Annotated in this window: 13 protein-coding genes; 10 read left to right on the top strand and 3 right to left on the bottom strand. The window is 45.2% G+C overall.

Features of this window, described 5'->3' with window-relative positions:
* Position 1 precedes the first annotated feature (1 nt).
* The 9 genes from L5M29_RS04370 (at position 2) to L5M29_RS04330 (ending at position 11737) form a co-directional block, all read left to right on the top strand.
* Complete coding sequence (locus tag L5M29_RS04370; RefSeq protein WP_028760174.1) at positions 2-220, top strand: DUF4266 domain-containing protein; 219 nt, start codon at positions 2-4, stop codon at positions 218-220.
* 164 nt (positions 221-384) lie between these two features.
* Positions 385-1704, top strand: a complete 1320-nt coding sequence (locus L5M29_RS04365; protein ID WP_263166433.1) for a DUF3570 domain-containing protein — start codon at positions 385-387, stop codon at positions 1702-1704.
* Between the two features lie 130 nt (positions 1705-1834).
* Positions 1835-2743, top strand: coding sequence for an FAD:protein FMN transferase (locus tag L5M29_RS04360; RefSeq protein WP_263166432.1), 909 nt, complete (start codon positions 1835-1837; stop codon positions 2741-2743).
* Positions 2744-2763: 20 nt separating this feature from the next.
* Positions 2764-3423: a response regulator transcription factor gene (locus L5M29_RS04355; protein WP_028760171.1), complete on the top strand. Its 660-nt coding sequence runs from the start codon at positions 2764-2766 to the stop codon at positions 3421-3423.
* Positions 3424-3507: 84 nt separating this feature from the next.
* On the top strand, positions 3508-4905 hold the full coding sequence (locus tag L5M29_RS04350) for an ATP-binding protein (protein ID WP_263166431.1): 1398 nt from the start codon (positions 3508-3510) through the stop codon (positions 4903-4905).
* 490 nt (positions 4906-5395) lie between these two features.
* Entirely contained in the window at positions 5396-7024 is a 1629-nt protein-coding gene (locus L5M29_RS04345) for a glucan biosynthesis protein G (protein WP_049821716.1), read from the top strand.
* A 23-nt stretch (positions 7025-7047) separates the two neighbouring features.
* On the top strand, positions 7048-9231 hold the full coding sequence (gene mdoH / locus L5M29_RS04340) for a glucans biosynthesis glucosyltransferase MdoH (RefSeq protein WP_105252289.1): 2184 nt from the start codon (positions 7048-7050) through the stop codon (positions 9229-9231).
* A 324-nt stretch (positions 9232-9555) separates the two neighbouring features.
* Positions 9556-11034, top strand: a complete 1479-nt coding sequence (locus tag L5M29_RS04335) for a L,D-transpeptidase family protein (protein WP_411569033.1) — start codon at positions 9556-9558, stop codon at positions 11032-11034.
* Positions 11035-11188: 154 nt separating this feature from the next.
* The gene (locus L5M29_RS04330) at positions 11189-11737 is read left to right on the top strand and encodes a DUF882 domain-containing protein (protein WP_028760165.1); all 549 of its coding nucleotides are present in this window, start codon (positions 11189-11191) and stop codon (positions 11735-11737) included.
* On the opposite strand, the gene L5M29_RS04325 is transcribed toward L5M29_RS04330, so the two are convergent.
* Positions 11688-12119 carry a hypothetical protein gene (locus L5M29_RS04325; RefSeq protein WP_106650352.1) on the bottom strand — a complete coding sequence of 144 codons (432 nt, stop codon included), beginning with the start codon at positions 12117-12119 and terminating at the stop codon, positions 11688-11690. The genes L5M29_RS04330 and L5M29_RS04325 overlap by 50 nt on opposite strands.
* Before the next feature lie 303 nt (positions 12120-12422).
* Between L5M29_RS04325 and rplY the strand changes: the two genes are divergently transcribed.
* Positions 12423-12710, top strand: coding sequence for a 50S ribosomal protein L25 (rplY, locus tag L5M29_RS04320; RefSeq protein ID WP_028760163.1), 288 nt, complete (start codon positions 12423-12425; stop codon positions 12708-12710).
* A 176-nt stretch (positions 12711-12886) separates the two neighbouring features.
* On the opposite strand, the gene L5M29_RS04315 is transcribed toward rplY, so the two are convergent.
* Entirely contained in the window at positions 12887-16867 is a 3981-nt protein-coding gene (locus L5M29_RS04315; RefSeq protein ID WP_263166427.1) for a translocation/assembly module TamB domain-containing protein, read from the bottom strand.
* Entirely contained in the window at positions 16864-18714 is a 1851-nt protein-coding gene (locus L5M29_RS04310; RefSeq protein ID WP_263166425.1) for an autotransporter assembly complex protein TamA, read from the bottom strand. Before L5M29_RS04310 ends, L5M29_RS04315 begins: the two co-directional genes overlap by 4 nt.
* Positions 18715-18814 lie beyond the last annotated feature (100 nt).

The raw sequence follows: 18814 nt of genomic DNA, 5'->3' as shown, positions 1-18814 counted from the left end.
TATGCTTAAACCCGCATTAGTCGCAGTAACGCTCATCATAGGTTTGAGTGGATGTTCAAGTTTAGGAGTGCAGCCGTGGGAGAAAGGCCAGTTGGCCCGCAGCGATATGGCGCTCGACAGTGAAAAGCTCGATCTAGCACTCGATGATCATATTTATTTTAGTAAAGAAGGCAGTAGCGGCGGTCGTGCATTTGCCGGTGGCGGATGTGGCTGTAACTAAACTCTCCGTTGGTGTTATTTGCCTTTAGATGTTACGAATAAATGTAACGCACAGATGTAATGAACAGACGTACTAAAACAAATGTGACGAGCAGATGTTCTAAAATCTGGGGCGAAATCCCGCGGTATTGAATGGATGGAAGTGACCTACAGGTGTTGTCAGCTATGACTCAAAAAAAGAACCCAATAAATACAAGACAATCGAAGCAGATAGCGGGTGCTCTCGCATTAGCCAGTTGTGGACTGTTTGCAACAAGTGGCCATGCGACTGAATTATCTAAAAAAGCTGACGACTGGAAGATTGATGCTGCGTTAATGTATTACGGTGAGCAAGATAGAGTACAAGCCATCGAAGCCATAGGCACAGCGCAAAAAGCCTTTGGCGATGACAGTGTGCTGGATCTCAAACTCGTGGTTGACAGTCTAACGGGTCCTTCAGCATCGGGCGCTGTGGCCCAAAGTACCAGCCAAACGTTTACTCGACCATCAGGTAATGGGCAATATCATGTTTCAGCGGGGGAAACGCCGTTAGATGACACCTTTCACGATACTCGCGTACAAGCCAATGTCGGTTGGAGTGAAGTGCTAACACCAGATTGGAAACTCAGTGTTGGCGCATATGGCTCGAAAGAGTTTGATTATATGTCAATGGGCATCAATGCCGGAATTGAGCGAGGGTTTAATAAAGACAACACCACTTTATTTTTAGGTACGGCTTATAGTTTCGATGTGGTTGACCCCGTTGGCGGTCGTCCGGTGGATTTATCTTCGATGGTCATTCGCGATAACTTCACCAGTGAGGAAGCTTATCGCAGCGCATTCGATGCGACTCGTCAAGGTGGCAGTGATGATAAGCAGACCGCGGATGTGATGTTAGGTATCACCCAAGTGCTTAGTCAGCGCTGGTTGTTGCAGGCCAATTACGGCTTGTCGAGTGTGAATGGCTATTTAACGGATCCCTACAAGGTGATCAGTGTGGTGGATAACAACGGCATTACTCAGGATTTATTGTATGAGAGCCGCCCCGATTCGCGCTTGAAGCACAGTTTTTACGTGATGACCAAAGGCGCATTAGATGCGGGTGTGGTGGATTTTTCCTATCGTTATAATACCGATGACTGGGACCTCACATCACATACCTTAGAAACCCATTATCGGTATTACTTTACCGGCAACTTCTATGGTCAATTACATCTGCGCTATTACCAACAAACTGCGGCTAACTTCTATCAACCTTTCTTGATGGCTGATACGCCACTGCCAGAGTTTGCCAGTGCCGATTATCGTATCGGAGATATGTCGGCATATACGATTGGGGTTAAATTTGGCCATAGATTATCGGGCGGTCATGAAATGTCGTATCGCTTAGAGTATTACCAACAGGATCCGAAAAATAACGGCGCTACGATTCCTGGAGAGCTGCAAAACTTCGATCTGTTTCCGACTCAGAAGGCAATTACAGCACAGTTTAGTTATTCTTTTTAATACGAAATAATGCTACTGGCTCAGATAGCAAGGCGTTAAACTGTATGGGTAGCTTAGCTACCCATACTCAATTTGCGCCTGAACTTATTCAATCGGAATCCCAGTGGGATGCCATGTGAAGAGGTGATTTATGATGTCGACATCGTCCCTAAAGACCGCACCTTATTCGTTGCAACGCCGTGATTGGGGTTATGTGGGTGAATTTAGGGCCATGGCGAGTCCCTGTGAAATACTCATTGGGTGCGATCAACTTGATATTGCAGACGATATGTTGGACATGGCTGTCACTGAGGCGCTGCGTATCGAACATAAGTACAGTCGCTTTATCGCGCAGAATTGTCTGTGGCAATTAAACCATGCCAATGGTCATAAGCAGCTTATCGATGAAGAAACCTGGCAGTTATTGGCTTTTGCTAAACAATGTTTTCAGCTCAGTGATGGACTCTTTGATATTTCTGCTGGGCCGTTAATGGAACTGTGGCGCTTTGATCCCAAAGCCCAATTGCCCGAACATGGTCGCATACTTGCCGCGAAAGCCTTAGTGGGGTTTGAGCACATCGAGTTTGATTCGCGCCATATTGAGATGCCAACAGGAATGAAATTGGATTTTGGTGGTATCGCAAAAGAATATGCGGTCGACAGAGTCGCCTATGAGTTAGCCGAATGTTATCCAGACATTCCAGTGTTAGTGAATTTTGGCGGTGATATCGCTTGTCCCGTGTCCAAAGTGACGCCATGGCAAGTGGGAATTGAAGACCCACGACACCTCGATCACGCTGCGAGTGTACTGGCGATTAGTCAGGGTGCATTAGCGACCAGTGGCGATACGCGGCGATTTTTTGAAGTCGATGGCAAGCGTTACGGCCATATTGTCGACCCACGCACTGGCTATCCCGTTATCCATGCGCCGCGCTCTGTGACTGTGTTAGGGCCAAACTGCGTGACTGCAGGTATGCTCGCCACTATGGCTATGCTGCAGGGGCGAGACGCGGAAGATTTTTTACAGCAACAAGATGTTAAGTTCAGTATTTTCCGTTAGGGCTCAGTTAAGGACATTGAATGCGTATTATGTTGGTTGAAGACAATGAGTTATTAGCCCAAGGGATTTGCTTGAGTTTGGCAAAGCTGGGTATGCAAGTTGATCACCTTAATAGTTATCAGCAAGCTTTGCTGGGGGTTAAAAATGAAAGCTTCAGTGCCATAGTGCTCGATCTGGGATTGCCTGATGGTAATGGTAAAGAGTTACTTAAAGCTTGGCGCCAGCAGGGGGTGTCAATTCCCACAATAGTTCTGACCGCGAATACGGATTTTGACACTAAGCTCGAATGTTTAGACATGGGCGCCGATGATTATCTCGGTAAACCTTTTGATGTGCGTGAATTGGCTGCGCGCATTCGTGCCATCGTCAGGCGTCAGTATGGGCTCGATCACAACAGTTTGATTATTGGTGCTTTGTGTATCGATTTAAATACCCGTGAAGTGACCTTTCGCGATCAAAATGTGCTGCTTTCACGGCGTGAATTTCAATTACTGCTCGAACTCGCTCAGTCGGCAGGGCGTGTATTGACCCGCAGCCAGTTAGAACAGTTAACCTATGGCTGGGATGAGGTTGGCAGTAATTCAATAGAAGTGCATATCCACCATCTGCGCAAAAAACTTGCCAATGAATTAATCAAAACCGTGCGTGGAATAGGCTATACCTTGATCGAAATAAATTAATTTGAAGAGTTAAGTGACAAGCTCCACGTTTGTGGGTACTGATAACGCAGTGATGACTTGAAGCATAGTCGTTAGGAAAAAGAAGTGATTCGATTAAAGGGGCTAGATGTGTATTCACTGCGTTTGGTACTGACATTATTAATTTTGTCAGGTATTTCAGTATCCGTCGCTGTATCTAGCTGGTTGAGTACTCGGGATTCTAAGCATCAAATCGAAGAACTCTTCGATGCGCAAATGCTCCAAACCGCTAAAATGTTGGAGTTGTTCTATCATACTGAGCCCAATACAACAGCTCAGGATCTCGTCATACCCCAAGTGCTCCACGTTCCCGATAGCCAGATCAGTTCCTTTGCCGAAAAGGCCGATGCGCTGAAACTGGCCTATGAGCATAAATTGGCGTTTCAAATCTGGAGTGAGGCGGGTGAAGCCTTAGTTTTATCGGATAATATTGGTCATCAACCTATCAGTCGATTCGTACAGGGTTATCATAAGAAAGTGTTCGAAGGAGAACTCTGGCATGTGTTCAGTTTTTTTTCGGTTAAAAATCATGTTTGGATTGTCACTGCTCAACAGGATGAAGTACGCCAAGAGCTTGTATCGCAAATCATGCATAATGCCGTTATCGTGCCCTTGATGGTAGTGCCTTTAACATTAATTATTGTTAGCTTCTTGTTTTATCTCTTGTTTCGGCCATTAAAAACCTTTGAAAGAGAATTAATTGGACGGGCACCCAACGATTTGACCCCGTTGACTATGTCATTGCCTAAAGAATTAGTCCCTGTTCGGCGCGCATTGAACTTATATATCAATAGTATCGCGCGATTTATCGCCCGTGAGCGTCGTTTTAGCGCCGATGCGGCCCATGAGCTTAAAACGCCATTATCTGTGATTAAATTACATCAACATGGCTTAGAGAGTCTGATTGATGATGATCCGCAGCAGAAATTCCATTTAGCTGCGATAGATGCTGGCGTCGTGCACATGAGTCATACCGTTGAACAATTACTCGTATTAGCAAGGGTGGACTCGATTAATGAGCTTAATGTGTCATCCCACGCCATTTTGCCTATGGTCGAAGATGCGCTTAATCAATTAATGCCACAAATCACAGATTATGAATGGAATATCGATATCGCATCCAATCTAACGGTGACCTGTGATCGTTTTTATTTGCTACTTGTACTGAAGAATATTATCGAAAATGCCTGTAAATACAGTCCACAGGAATCGGAGATTTCAGTGTCGGCCCATGCTTTGGATGATGAAATCTGTATTTGTGTCGCGGATCGAGGCCAAGGCATGACAGAGCCGCAGATTGCCAATGCGACAGAACGTTTTTATCGTGTGAATGAAAATGAAGGCATAGGCGCGGGATTAGGTTTGTCTATCTGCTATCACATCATAGAATTGCACCAAGGTCGTTTAGTGATTGCGCCTAGGGAGCAGGGCGGATTATCTGTGACACTTTTTCTGCCAAAATAGTTCAGGCAATGAAATGTTAAAATAGATCCGCAGTTTCAGTGACATCAGCTCAGTTGTTTTGATACATTTAAGCGGGTAAAATTTTGAAATTTCCTGCTGTCTTAGTGTTAATCCTTAGGCTTACCAACAGATTGATTCGCTTATTGTGATATTTCATCTATGATCATCAACACTTAGTTGAGGTGTAAAAAGGCTCATTTTACTTTCAATAATGTAGCATTTGGATCACTTAATTTGTTTTTGTAACTTTGAAAACAGAAATAAGCATGATAATGTTATTTTAATATTCATTTTTGGTATAAGCTTATTCTCAAATAGTATTGTGTAGAAGGGGTTAACTGCATCTTTATTTATGAGTTTTTTTCTCCTTCTGATATCTTTCGCGATATGTAAGCAACTGTTTTTTTTCATCTCTAAATCAGAGTGAAAAAAATTCACTGTATACATAAAAAACATTGATTTCTTAGTTTATTTTTTAGGTTACCTATCTATGGTTAGCTTGTTGCGTTGCCCATCGTCCAAACCTTATTCGTCACTCATATGTTCACTGACGCTAGGCGCTGTAGTCGCCCTGTCTGGTGTCGCGTACGCTGAAGAGACAAAACCCGCCGAGGCAGTTCCTGTGGTTACTCCACCGAAAGTGATTTCTCAGCCCAGTACAAAAAATCAAATCAGATTCACTAAGACAGGCGCTTTTGATAGCGAAACTGTCGTGAAGATTGCAAAACGTTTGGCAGCGAAACCTTATGTGACCCTCAAAGATCCTTTGCCAGCTGGCCTTGCTAAACTGTCATACGATGAGTACAGAGATATTCGTTTTAACCCGACTGCGTCTATTTGGCGTGATCAGGGCGTGCCATTTCAAATGCAAATGTTCCACCGTGGTTTCTATTTTCAAGATCTGATCGAGATTGCGATTGTAGAAGGTCAGAATGCAACGCACTTAGCCTATGAGCCTAAATATTTCACCGCGGGTGAAGTGATTACTCAAGCGCTGCCGAATGACGACATTGGCTACTCAGGATTTCGTATTCATAACCAATTGAATACGAATGGTGTATTTGACGAGCTTATGGTATTCCAAGGTGCGAGTTATTTCCGCGCTTTAGGTAAAGGTAACGCCTATGGCTTATCTTCCCGTGGTTTGGCGTTAAAAACGGCTGACGCTGAAGGGGAAGAATTCCCGATATTTCGCGCCTTCTGGGTTGAGCGTCCACACAATGACAGCAACTTGATTGTTGTGCATGCCTTGCTAGATAGCCCAAGCGTAGCAGGTGCCTATACTTTCTCTGTCCGTCCCGGTGATAACACCTTGATTGATGTAGAAGCGACACTGTTTCCTCGTGTTGAGCTGAGCAAAGTCGGTTTAGCACCAAGCACTAGCATGTTCTTACATTCACTCAATGGTCGTCACGACACCGATGATTTTAGACCTGAAGTACATGATTCTGATGGTTTATTGATGTTAAATGGTCGTGGTGAGCATTTATGGCGCCCATTAGCTAATCCACGTCAGTTACAAGTCAGTGCGTTTTCTGACAACTCGCCTCAGGGATTTGGTCTGATCCAACGTGAGCGTGACTATGCGTCATATCAAGATCTAGAAGCCCATTACGAACGTCGCCCAAGCCTATGGATTGAGCCTGTGGGTAATTGGGGGCAAGGTTCAGTGGTGTTGACTGAAATTCCGACAGAGTCTGAAATTCATGACAACATTGTTAGTTATTGGAAACCACGTCAGCCTATTCCTGCTGGCGGTGAATTTCATTTTGCCTATCGCATGAGTTGGGGTGAAGAACCTGCTGCGAAAGTCGGTGCTGTACATATTTCTCGCTCTGCCAGTGGTCGTGCCGATATTGCTAAGGCGACTCCAAGACGTTTATTTGTGGTCGACTATCAAGTTGAAGGTCCGATGACAGATGAAATGCCAGTCGCTAAAGTTGAAGCTTCTGGTGGTGTGGTCACGAATGTGGTGATTGCCCGTAATGCCGCTAAAAATGGCTATCGCTTAGCTTTTGAATTAGAGCCAGAAGATAAAGATCTTATCGAACTGCGCGCTGAACTTAAGTTCCCAACTCCTCGTCAGGTTGAAACCTGGCTCTATCGCTGGACGCTGTAAGGTTCATGACGGAGCAACATGATATGACTGTATCCGATAACTCGGTACTCGAGACGGAAGTCCTCGTGGGTGGTAGTGCTATGCCAAATGAACGGCCTGGCGCTATGGAACCCCAAAATTTAAGTAAGATGCCAGAGGGATTCCCTCGCCGTAGCACTGTGGCTGATGGGGTACGCTCGCGTACCTACCGTCGTGTGTTTGTGGTGGGTGGGGCTTTATTATTATCTTTGTTTGCTATCTATGAAATGGGGGCGGTATTTAGCATTGGCGGAATTACTCCTCTGGAATATTTAGTGCTAGTGCTGTTTGCGGTTAACTTCTGCTGGATTGCTTTGGCGTTTTGTAGCGGTATTGCAGGTTTTTTAATTTTACTGCGAAAACCGCGGGCAAAAGATTTGCAAGTGACTGAACTGCATACGCGAACCGCGATTTTGATGCCGACCTATAACGAATCTCCTGATAGGGTATTCTCGGCGGTTTCAGTGATGGCTGAAACCTTGTCGCAAACGGGTCACGGTCATGCTTTTGATTGGTTTATCTTAAGTGATACTACGGATCCCGATATTGCTTTACTCGAAGAGCAGGCGTTTCTGGTGTTGCGTCAAGAAACCCATAAGCATTCGCGGGTGTATTACCGTCGCCGTCGTAAAAATGTCGCCCGTAAAGCGGGTAACGTAGCCGATTTTTGCCGTCGTTGGGGGTCGCGTTATGATCACTTGTTAGTGCTTGATGCCGACAGTTTGATGGAGTCTTCAACCATCACTGGCTTAGCTCAGCGCATGCAGGCCGATCCTGATGCGGGTTTGATCCAAACGATTCCGTCGTTGATCAATGGCACCACTTTAATGGCCCGTTTACAGCAATTTGCGGCGCGTATTTATGGTCCCGTAATTGGTACCGGGTTAGGCTGGTGGGTACAAAAAGAAGGTAACTTCTGGGGCCACAACGCCATTATCCGCACCGAAGCCTTTATGACTGCGGCGGGATTACCTAACCTTAAGGGTAAGCCACCTTTTGGTGGTCATATCATGAGCCATGACTTTGTTGAAGCTGCGCTGATCCGCCGTGCGGGCTGGAGTGTGGTCATTGCCTATGACTTACCGGGTTCATACGAAGAATGTCCACCGTCGATTATCGACTTAGCCGTGCGTGATCGCCGCTGGTGCCAAGGTAACTTGCAGCATTCGCGTATTTTGCCGACTAAAGGTTTGCACTGGGTAAGCCGTTTACATTTACTGACGGGTATCATGGCTTATTTGTCATCTCCTTTCTGGTTGATGTTGATTTTGACCGGTTTGATGTTGGCTTTGCAGGCACACTTTATTCGACCTGAATATTTCACCGATCAATTTTCACTGTTCCCGACTTGGCCCATCATGGACTCGGATAGGGCATTAAGATTGTTCTACATTACTATGGGGGTTTTGTTTGGCCCTAAAGTATTTGGGGTCTTGTTGCTGCTTAAAGACGGTGAGTTTGCTCGCAGTGTTGGTGGTCGAATTAAAGCGATATTTAGTGTAATCTTTGAGGTCATACTTTCAGCGCTGATTGCACCTATCATGATGTTTATCCATTGTGGTGCTGTGATGTCAATTCTGATGGGGCGGGACAGTGGTTGGTCGCCGCAACGTCGTGATGACGGCAGTATGCCTTGGATGACGTTAATTTATCGTCACCGCTGGCATATGCTGGCAGGTGTGATGTTAGGTTATGCGGCTATTTTGGATTCTTTGACTTTGTTAGCTTGGATGAGTCCGGCGTTGATCGGTCTGTGGATTGCTGTGCCAATTTCTGCATGGACAGGTTCAGTCAAAATTGGCGAAGTGTTCAAGCGTGCCGGTATTCTTGCAACACCAGAAGAACGTAACCCTGCGCAAATTTGTCTGCAAGCGCAAGAAGCGCGCGCCGCTTACCAAAGACACATTGCTGAGCCTTGGACGTTAGCACAGGTACTTAAAGACCCTGCGTTGATGGAATTGCATTTAGCAATGGTGGATAAACAGCCTTTGCGTGCTGCGGGTACACCAATTGAAGCGATGGAAGCCATAGTACATGTGAAGGTGCATGAAGCTCGTTGTCAACAGAGCGCATTAGCTTTACTCAATCGTCAAGAAATGGCGATGGTGTTGGCAAATCCTTTGATGTTACGTAGCCTACAGAAATTACCAGAGCAATTTGTCGAAGAAGATCTCGTGTCTTTTTGCTAACGAGCACTTGCTCAGCATATTTATGCGAGTTTGTTTGATATCAATGCCACTGACGACCTCAGTGGCATTTTTCTTTTCATTATCTGGAGTTAACCCCTAGTAATTAATTGATCTCCATGGAATAGTCATATCATAGTGTTGTTGATTGATATACCCGCTGGCTCTCAGGTGACCTTAAAAATAGCTAAGGGAGTATTTATGATATTGAAAAAGATCATTCGCTATTTGCCCCCATCCATGCGTGTAACGCTAAACGTGAGAGAACTCAAATTGATAGAGCAGGAGTTCAACATCGCGAACTTGAAAGCATTGCAGATTAACCCGATGCCGACGAGGCGTAATCTCGCGCAACTATTACTCAGCCTTTTTTTCTGTATTCCAATAATTTTAGTGCCAAAGGTAGGTGCAGCTGATGGCGCTCAATCCGTAACATCAAATTCGAGTATTGCTGCGCAGCCAAATCTTGAGGGTAAAGCTGAAGATCTTACTGCTGTGCTGCCGCTTGCGGCCTTAGTGCCACAGGTGTTGCTATTGGATCTCGCAGGCGTTAATCCAGTATTTGGCCAGCATTATCGTGACTTAACACTTTCTCCTAATACCTTATCTACTGCTGATTTAGTACGAATCCAAGCTGATGTTACCGGTTACTGGCATTATGTGATGACATCCGCAGAATGTAACAACGCTGGAGCCCCAGGGACGGTTTCATCCGTTATTCCAGTGGATCCCCAATATCAAAGGGTGCTTAAGCAAATCGCCCATTTAGTGCAATTGGACACAATTGAACCATGGGAAACTTTAGTGCTAGATGAAAAGTTAACCTTAGGAATGAGTCATCAGATCGTTGATACCCTAGCAAAGCGTATGTGGATATTGGGAGACTTAGCCACTGAGCCTAGAGTGAATCAAGTTTATACCGAAGAACTTATGATTGGCATTAAGCGCTTTCAGCAAAAGCATGGGTTAAAACAGGACGGGGTGATAGGTAAGCAGACCTTATTTTGGGTGAACCAATCGCCAAGGGCGAGGGCGGTACTATTAGCTAAAAACACTATTCGACAAAGAGTGTTTGAACGTAAATTAGAGCCGAGTTATTTGCTGATTAATGTGCCCGCTTTTGAGATGACGTTGGTCGATAATGGTACGCCAGTGTTAAGTTCCAAGGTTATTGTGGGTAAATCTTCTCGGCAAACACCGATTTTGGACAGTCAGATTTCTAGCGTGGTGCTTAACCCTAGTTGGCGAGTGCCTAGCAGCATTTTACGGCGGGACATTCTGCCGCAAATTCAGCGAAATGGTCATTATCTTAATGAACGTCAATTTGATGTGTACGATTATAACGGTCAACGGGTGCAACGCATGCCAGAGGAATGGCAGGCCTTAGCCAGCGCTTCGTTTCCCTATCAGCTTGTACAACGCCCTGGGGCGAAGAATGCATTAGGTAAATATAAGTTTCACTTTGACAACAGTTTCAGTGTCTATTTACATGGAACTTCTGAGCCAAGTCTCTTTAAAAAGGACGATAGGGCACTATCATCTGGGTGTATTCGTATTGAAAAAGCCACTGAATTAGCCCAGTGGTTTAAAGAGCATTTAGTAAAAGACAAACGTTTATGGGACAAGTTAGCCCCTGGTATTACTGAACCCCAGTGGTTTTCACTTTCCGAAAAGTTGCCCGTGCATCTGGTTTACTGGACTGCATGGTTAGACGATAGTGGGCAGGAGCAATACCGTCGCGATATTTATCATTTGGAACCTGAGCTGACGAATGCTGTGCCTGCCACGGTTTTGGAACAACATTAACGTTTTTGTGCTGTAAAGCTGAGCAAGATAAGCATCTGAACTCGCTTGGCATTTTGAAATCCTACTCAGAATGGGGTTGGCAAAACTTGATCTTAGGGCTTATTCAGTATAATTTGCCTTACTAGTGACCAAAAAGCATACAAAAGGTGATCATGTGACTTTAATATGTCCTGCCCGTAGGCAGTTATTGTTAGGCCTTAGTGGTGTGGCATTATGTTCCTTTATTCCCTCAAAAGCAGTTGCCAGCCGTTCAACCAAAGGGATCCGCGAGTTAAGTTTGTTTAATCGTCATACTGGCGAGCGCGATGATGGTAGTTACTGGGTAGATGGTCATTATCAGAGCAAGGTGTTAGACAATTTTAATCATTTGCTGCGGGATCATCGTCAGAATGTGGCAGCGCCTATGGATAAGCGCTTATTTGATTTACTCCACTCGCTCAAAACAACCTTGAATACCAACGATGAAATCCATGTAATTTCTGGTTACCGTTCACCAAAAACCAATGCCATGCTCGTGAGCCACAGTGGCGGAGTTGCTAAGAAGAGTTATCACATGCGCGGCATGGCGATGGACATAGCGATCCCTAGCGTTAAACTAAAAACCCTCAGAGAAGCGGCTTTATCCCTGAAACTCGGTGGTGTGGGTTATTATCCTAATTCTGGCTTTGTGCACGTCGATTGTGGTCCGGTAAGGCACTGGTAGCAATGATCTGTTGTTGGATCTGCTGATAAAAATCTTGTTCCAAGGCTTGCGATTCGATCAAGTAATGTCTGAGCAGCGGGATAAATTGTTGATTGAGTTTGTTCATTTCTCTATGTTGTTGCCAATCACAGATCAATAGGCTGAGACGTTGTGAAAATTGATATTGTCTTTGCCTCTGCGACTCAATATCGACAGACTCAATAATTTGCATAAGTAAGATCAAGCTGCGGTTTTTTTGTTGGGTGCAGGCAAGCAATTCTAAGAATTTTAATTCGAGGGTATTTTGCTGATAAGGAACGGTTTCGATAAGAGAGACGAGTTCACGGGCCAGTTGGCATGAAAGTCTATTTTCTTGTTGTAACTGGTATAGCGCATGACGCATTTTTTGACACAGCAGTTATCGAAATTTGCCCGAGCTTAACAGGCTTCTCAATTTCCCAGTGTGATCTAGATCTCGTCTTTTTTGTTTGAGATCAAAGCCTTTTCTCTGCCGTAACAGCCAAGATACAAGTTCCTCAATTTGATAAATAGCGGTCTGTTTTGCTAACGCTGACGCCGATAAATAGAGGGCTTGCGGTATTCTTGTGCGCCTTGGGTATCTATGTTAGTATTCGCGCGCTTTATATGAGCCGTCATTGGTCGAAAATGCCGGCAACTTTTTACTCTAAATTTAAGTGAGAAACACATGTCTTACACTATCCAAGCACAAACCCGCACTGAAATAGGGAAAGGTTCGAGCCGCCGCCTACGCCATGCTGGTAAAGTACCTGCTGTTATTTATGGCCAAGGCAAAGAGCCAGTTTCTATTGTTTTTGATCACAAAGATATCATTAACATTCAAGCTAATGCTGACTTCTACACTTCTACTCTGACTATCGTTGTTGATGGTAAAGAAGTGGGTGTTCGTGCACAAGCTATGCAACGCCACGTGTTCAAGCCAATCATTGAACATGTTGACTTCGTTTACGCTTAATTGTCGTAACTGAAGCAAAAAGCGCCTAAGGGCGCTTTTTTTGTGGCTGATTTTTAGTTGTTTGTATTTATGGGTAGACACTTAGGCTTTACCCAAACAACCTCAACATACTGTAACGCGTATTTTGAGATTGTTTGGCTAGAGTTTTTAGTGTCAATATATTGGTATTCATATGGTTACTTGATATTGAAGTTGTAATAGATATCAAGTGATTGGCCTAAAGTGCCTGACACGGTTTCTAGATAGAGTTGTGAGAGCAAGTAATACCTGACTGTCATTTCGTAACCAGGGTTAAATACACCTACTCCGTATTTCACCATTAAGTTATCGCCGATAAAGCCACTGATCGCCACACGCCCTTCATCATTAGTGTCGAGTTGCACGTTAGAGAAACCAAACTCTTCAATGAGTCCTGTCGCAGTATTCCCTAAGTTGTTAATTGCGCCGCCGCCCACCTGTGAGCCTAAACCGAGTGCCGCGCCCATCATCAGCGAGTTATTTTGCTCATTGTTGGCGCTGTTAAAGCCACTGCCTTTGATAATGTAAGACAAGATTTCGGCCTGCTCTTTGGCTGGATTGGAGAATAAGGTCACCACTGGGCGTGATGGCGTGCCTGTGACACGTACACCTGCCACTAAGTCTTCAGTCTTAATTTCCCGTATTGCTTCAATATTCAGGTTTGGTAATGACGTTGGCCCCACAAATTGCACTTCACCAGTGCGGATTTTTAGGGTTTGGCCCATAAACTTGTAGCTACCTTGATTGACTTTGATATTACCGAAGAGCAAAGGAGGACGGAAAGCTTGCTGCTGTAGCTTTAAGGTTCCTTGGAGTTTACCTTTGAGACCCATACCATCAATTCTGAGTTCGTTCCCCACACTGATATTCAGATCTGCAACGATGGCGTAGGGGCTAGTTTTAGGCTGAGTGGCGGCAATGGAGTCGTCAAATACCACGTCTTCGGAGGCTGCGACACCGCCTTCCGCTAATGGCACAATTTTAATGTTGCCTGAAGGTACTGCTATTTTTCCTTTTACTGCCAGTTGCTTACTGTTGAAGGTTAAGTTGATATCGGGGGAGACATCGAGAATAGCCAGTGGCGGTTGGATCACGGCGAGCTTATCGCCTTCGAGGGCTAACTCGCCACTAAATTGACCTTGGGGCCATTGCAGTTGACCATTCACTCTACCTAAACCATTGCCCATCATCCAGCGTCCCTTAAGCTGCGCTTGTTGACCCGCAAATGACATCGACATGTCAATTTTGTCGATTAATGTTGGGTTTGCTGTTAGGGCTAAGGCGCCCTCAGTTAAGGCCATGCTCCCCGATACTTCGGGCGCATCTAGACTACCCGCAAAGTTAAGTTGACTCGTCAGCAAACCTTGCACTGTATTTAATTGAGGGAAAAACTCCCCAAGTGGCTGCAAGTTGATTTGCTTGATATTGGCATAACCTGACAGGGTGCGATCGGGTGTGACATTGACGTTAATCTCACTCTGCCAACTGGCCACGCCTTCTGATTCAAAATCTAAAACCGTCGCCAGCCGTTTTGCATCTAAGGTCGCTTTTAATGATAGGTTTTGGTAATTAATGGTGACTTCACGATTTTTATCCCGTTTGAGCATAATGCTGCCGGGAGCAAAATCAAAGTTCACATCTGCAGTAGGCTTACGGCCAGCAGCCCATGCAACATTGGCTAATAGCGATGCAGGGCCGTTCCAACGCATATTCGTTGGTAATATTGGGATAAGTAATTGCCCTGGATTACCTGAGTAGCTCACCTGTGCGCTGCCTTTTTTACCTATTGGTGTATTACTGTTCAGGCAGATACGGCTATTGGGATTCATGAGGCAAAAGGGCGTAATGCTGCCTTGATTCTTGATTTGGTCCCAAGCCAGATTAATGGTGTTATCGATCTGCCATAGGCCTAGGGGCGTGTTGAGATTTAAACGATCAACATCGAGCTGTAGTCGTGACTTCTTCACATCGTATTGGCTGCTCATCGTTGCATCGAGCCCAAGATCGCCCGTGGCGTTGAGAGTGAGTTTTTGAGCGTTAATGGTACCTTTCGCCCCGAGTGTCACTGTATCTAAATTTTGTTCTGCAATCTGTAAGGTTTTTGATTTTAGCGAGATAGCAAATTCATGTTGATCTAGCGGTTTGTAATAGGCCTTTAAATTAGATTCCTGCAGTTTAATGTTTTGATAGTAAAGTTCTGCCAGCTGCGCAGTAAGCTCGACCTGGGGGTGTTTCTCGTCACCAGTGACATTGATCTGCGCCTGTAGTTGGCCGCTGGCCTTAGGTAACCACAGGCCAAAGTCGGGCACTTGTAATTCACCTTGGAGATCCCAGTTGGCATTGGCTTCGCCTTTGAGTGCCAGAGTTGAACCTAGTACTTTGGCGTTCAGCCCCTTAGCACTGACATACAGGGAATCATTCACACTGATATCCCCTGTAATATCGAAGGGATAACCTTGCAAAGTGCCAGTGAGCTCAGTATCGCTCAGGGATACTTGCCAACGGGGGTCTGCAAATGAGCCTTTAGTGCGTAATTTTCCTGAAATCAAACTGTCTGGTAAACCCGTTGTACTTTGCGCTGTATCCGTTTGTGGCAGCTGTATTTCTTGTAATTTGACGTCATTGATCCAAAGATTGGCGTTCCAGCTAATGGCTTTTTGATAATTGAGTTCGCCCGTGAGTTTGACCTTACCAATCGCGCCCATTACATCAAGATTATTGATGGTTAACTTAGCATCTTGATGTTGGATGTCAGTGTCTATGTCGAGCACTTTGTGAAAGGGTGTGATTAGTTGGCCAGTAAGACTCGCCTCTTGCCGAACGAGGTCGCCTTGGCTATCGAGTGTGGCACCGCTTACCGAGTATTCAGGGTTCTTCAGTGGCCACTGAAGCCGTGTCTGTTCAAGTTTCACCTTGTATGGCAGGCTAGGGTCTTGCAGTGTTATTTGGCCATCTAGCGTAAAGTCGGCATCGCCCTTGGCGACGGCATTCACCTGAAGTTGCCCTAAACTTTGGCTCAGCTTTAACGTTAATACTTGATGAGTGAGATCTGGCAATTCGACTAGTTGGTTAAGGGTGAGATTTGCCTCTAAATCGAGTGGATAATCTTTATCAAGTGTTAGGCTGCCTGTGATATCGGCGCTGCCATCGGTGTGGCTAATGGCGAGATGGTCTAAGGTCAATTGGTATTCACGGAAACTGCCTTGTAGTTCTGCATGGCTAAAAACATCTTTACGATCGCCGATTTGCAGTGTGGTGTTGTCTAGCGTTAAGGCATTGACCGTCACAGGGAAAGGCATAAATACCTGTGGCAATTGTGCTAAAGCCCATTCAGCCTCTTTTGATAGCGACGGACTGGCCGATGGTGTCTGTGTTGTTCCCGTGGCTGTGCTGGGATCTGCTGCATTCGTTACCGCTGCCGTGCTAGTTTGTGTTGCTACATCGGTTGATGCTGGGATCAGTACGAATAATCCTTCGCTGGATAGCTGTTTAACCGACAAACCTTCGGTAAACCATTGTGCTTCTGCGTTAAGACGATTAGCGGTAAATTGCATATCATCCACTTGGATATTAATGCCATTGAGTTCAGCAGAATCTAAAACAATATCAAAGGGTAATAGGAGCTCGCTGGGTTCTTCATCAAGTGGCGCGACTGGTGCTTCGTTTGAGTCAGCAGAAAGCGCTAGGGTATCAATAGTGACATTGACTTTAGCCGCAGATAAGCTATTCACGCATAAGCGTTTTTGCAGTAAACAGGCGGGTTGCCACAGTAAATGCAGATCCTCAAGTTGCACGTTCATTCCGGCCATAGACCAAGCCGCGTGTGATAGGGCTAAGTCTTTGTTAATGGAACCAGAGGTATAAGTCAGTTCAAGATCGGGTACAAATTGATCGGCTAAACCCACGGTAATGCGCGAGCCAAATTCAGTGCCGAGTAATAGGGCGATTAACACTAAAAGCCCTAATGGCACATAGATAATAATCCGAGTCCAGAGTTTGAACTGCCGCCACAGTCTTTGAATGAATGACACCGATGGGGTGACAGAGGTCACTATGGTTTCAGTGGCTTCGGCTTCAGTGATGGGATTATCAACGATATCTTGTTCGCTTGGCTTATTATGCTCTGGGGGCTGGCTCATAGATCTGTCCCCATGGTTAGGTGAATTCGCCATGATCTTTCAATGGTCTCAGTTTCTTTCAATCCGACCCCTAAATCTAATTTGATTGGACCAATCGGGGAGATCCAATGGATACCGCCACCGACAGAGACGACAGGTTCAAATTGATTATTATCGAAGGCGTTACCCGCATCGATAAATGTGCCGACCCGCCAAGTGGGGGTCACATAATATTGATATTCCAAACTACCAACCATTAAATAGCGGCCACCGATAACCTCGCGATTGGTTTTTCCATCGTCAGCAACATAGTCTAAATAGGGGCCGAGTTCTTGATAACCATAACCTCGGACACTCTGATCGCCACCGGCAAAATAGCGTAGTGATGGCGGGATAGAGGCAAGATCATTCTCGTTAGCTAAGTTGGCAGCTAAATCAATACGAGCGACGATTCTGTGGTTATCGAAGAAGGTATCAATCCATTTAAATTTAGCTTGCAAGCGGGCTAGCCGGGTTTCTGATCCTAAATAGGGATCGGCATAGTCTAGGCTGTAAATTTGTCTAAACCCGGATTTAGGATCCAGTGAGTTATCCCCCCGGCTAGTCCGAGAAAAGTTAATTCCTGCCAGATAAAACGACGGCATATAATCGACGTCAGACTGAGTATATTCTTCGCGTATAGCCTCCAACGAATAACTCATTAGCCATTGATTTTCTAGTCTTTGCTGACGTAATAGTCCCAGAAGGTACTTAGTCGACTCGAGCTGGCCTGTGTTACTAAAATCACGATTCTCGGCGTCATATACTTGAGTCACACCGTATTTGTCCCGCAGCAAACCGAGGCGGATCTTCAATTGATCGTCTAAGGGATGTGTGAGCGGAATCGTATAAGTGGTTAATAACTTTGGTCTATCGGGCGACCATTCGAGACTGGTTTCTTGGGAATGCCCGTATTTATTGATTTGTGGTGTACGCCAAGTCACGCGCACCCTCGGATCAAAGGCTTGATCTGTTTTGCCAATATCACCACCAAAACCGAGTTCAATTGCGTGACTTGCCTTAGGCGTTAATTCGACTCGCATTGGAATATGGTTATTTTCGACGTTATCGATTTGCGGGATCACTTTGATATTGGCGAAATAACCAGTATCTAATAACTGACGATTCAAGGCGCTTACACGGCGAGTTGAGTATGAAGCACCTTCTTTAAAGGGGATAAGATCCTCTAATATATCGGGTTCTAAGTTATGGCCATCGAAACTGACTTGGCCAAATCGGTAACGTTTGCCTGAATCAAAATGCAAACTTACCTGTGCGGTATTAATATCGCGGTTAACTTTAATTTGTGATTCAGTAAATTCGCCATCGAAGTAACCTCGTGCCAAGGCTAAGGTGACCAGTTGCGATTTTACGTCGCTGTAAACACCGTGATTTAACACATCGCCGGGTTTAATGTTGACCTTTGCGAGCCATTGATCGAAGGCTCGGTCATCAAGCATTTCACCACTAAAATTAATATCGACCCACTGAACAATGGTTGGCTCGCCGGGGCTGATTTCAAGTTTTAATTCCCACGGTCCCTTGTCATGCTCAATCAGCTTCTCTTCTACTTCACCGTGATAGTAACCCATGGATTCTAAGGCGGTGCTGATATTGTCATCGACATTAAATAAAAAGGCACGGCGCTGCACCTCAGATTCAGGTAAAGCGCCTAAGTGAGCAACTATGTTGCTTCGAAGCGCTTCATTTACGCCTGTAACAGATAATTTGATAAAATCATCTGCTGCCGCGACTGATGTGACTGAAATCAGACTCAGAAACAAGCAAAGACGAATGTAATGTGAGGTGATTTGCAAAAATGGCTGCACTTTATAGTCCCTGTGATTTGGCATCATTGTCGCCAGAATAAAACCAACAGGCAAGGAGATGATTGAAATTACACGATGAAATGGTTACAAAGGACGCTAC

It is taken from the genome of Shewanella sp. SM95, from assembly GCF_025653595.1.
Taxonomy (GTDB): Bacteria; Pseudomonadota; Gammaproteobacteria; order Enterobacterales; family Shewanellaceae; genus Shewanella; species Shewanella oncorhynchi.
This window is presented reverse-complemented; position numbering and strand designations above follow the sequence as displayed.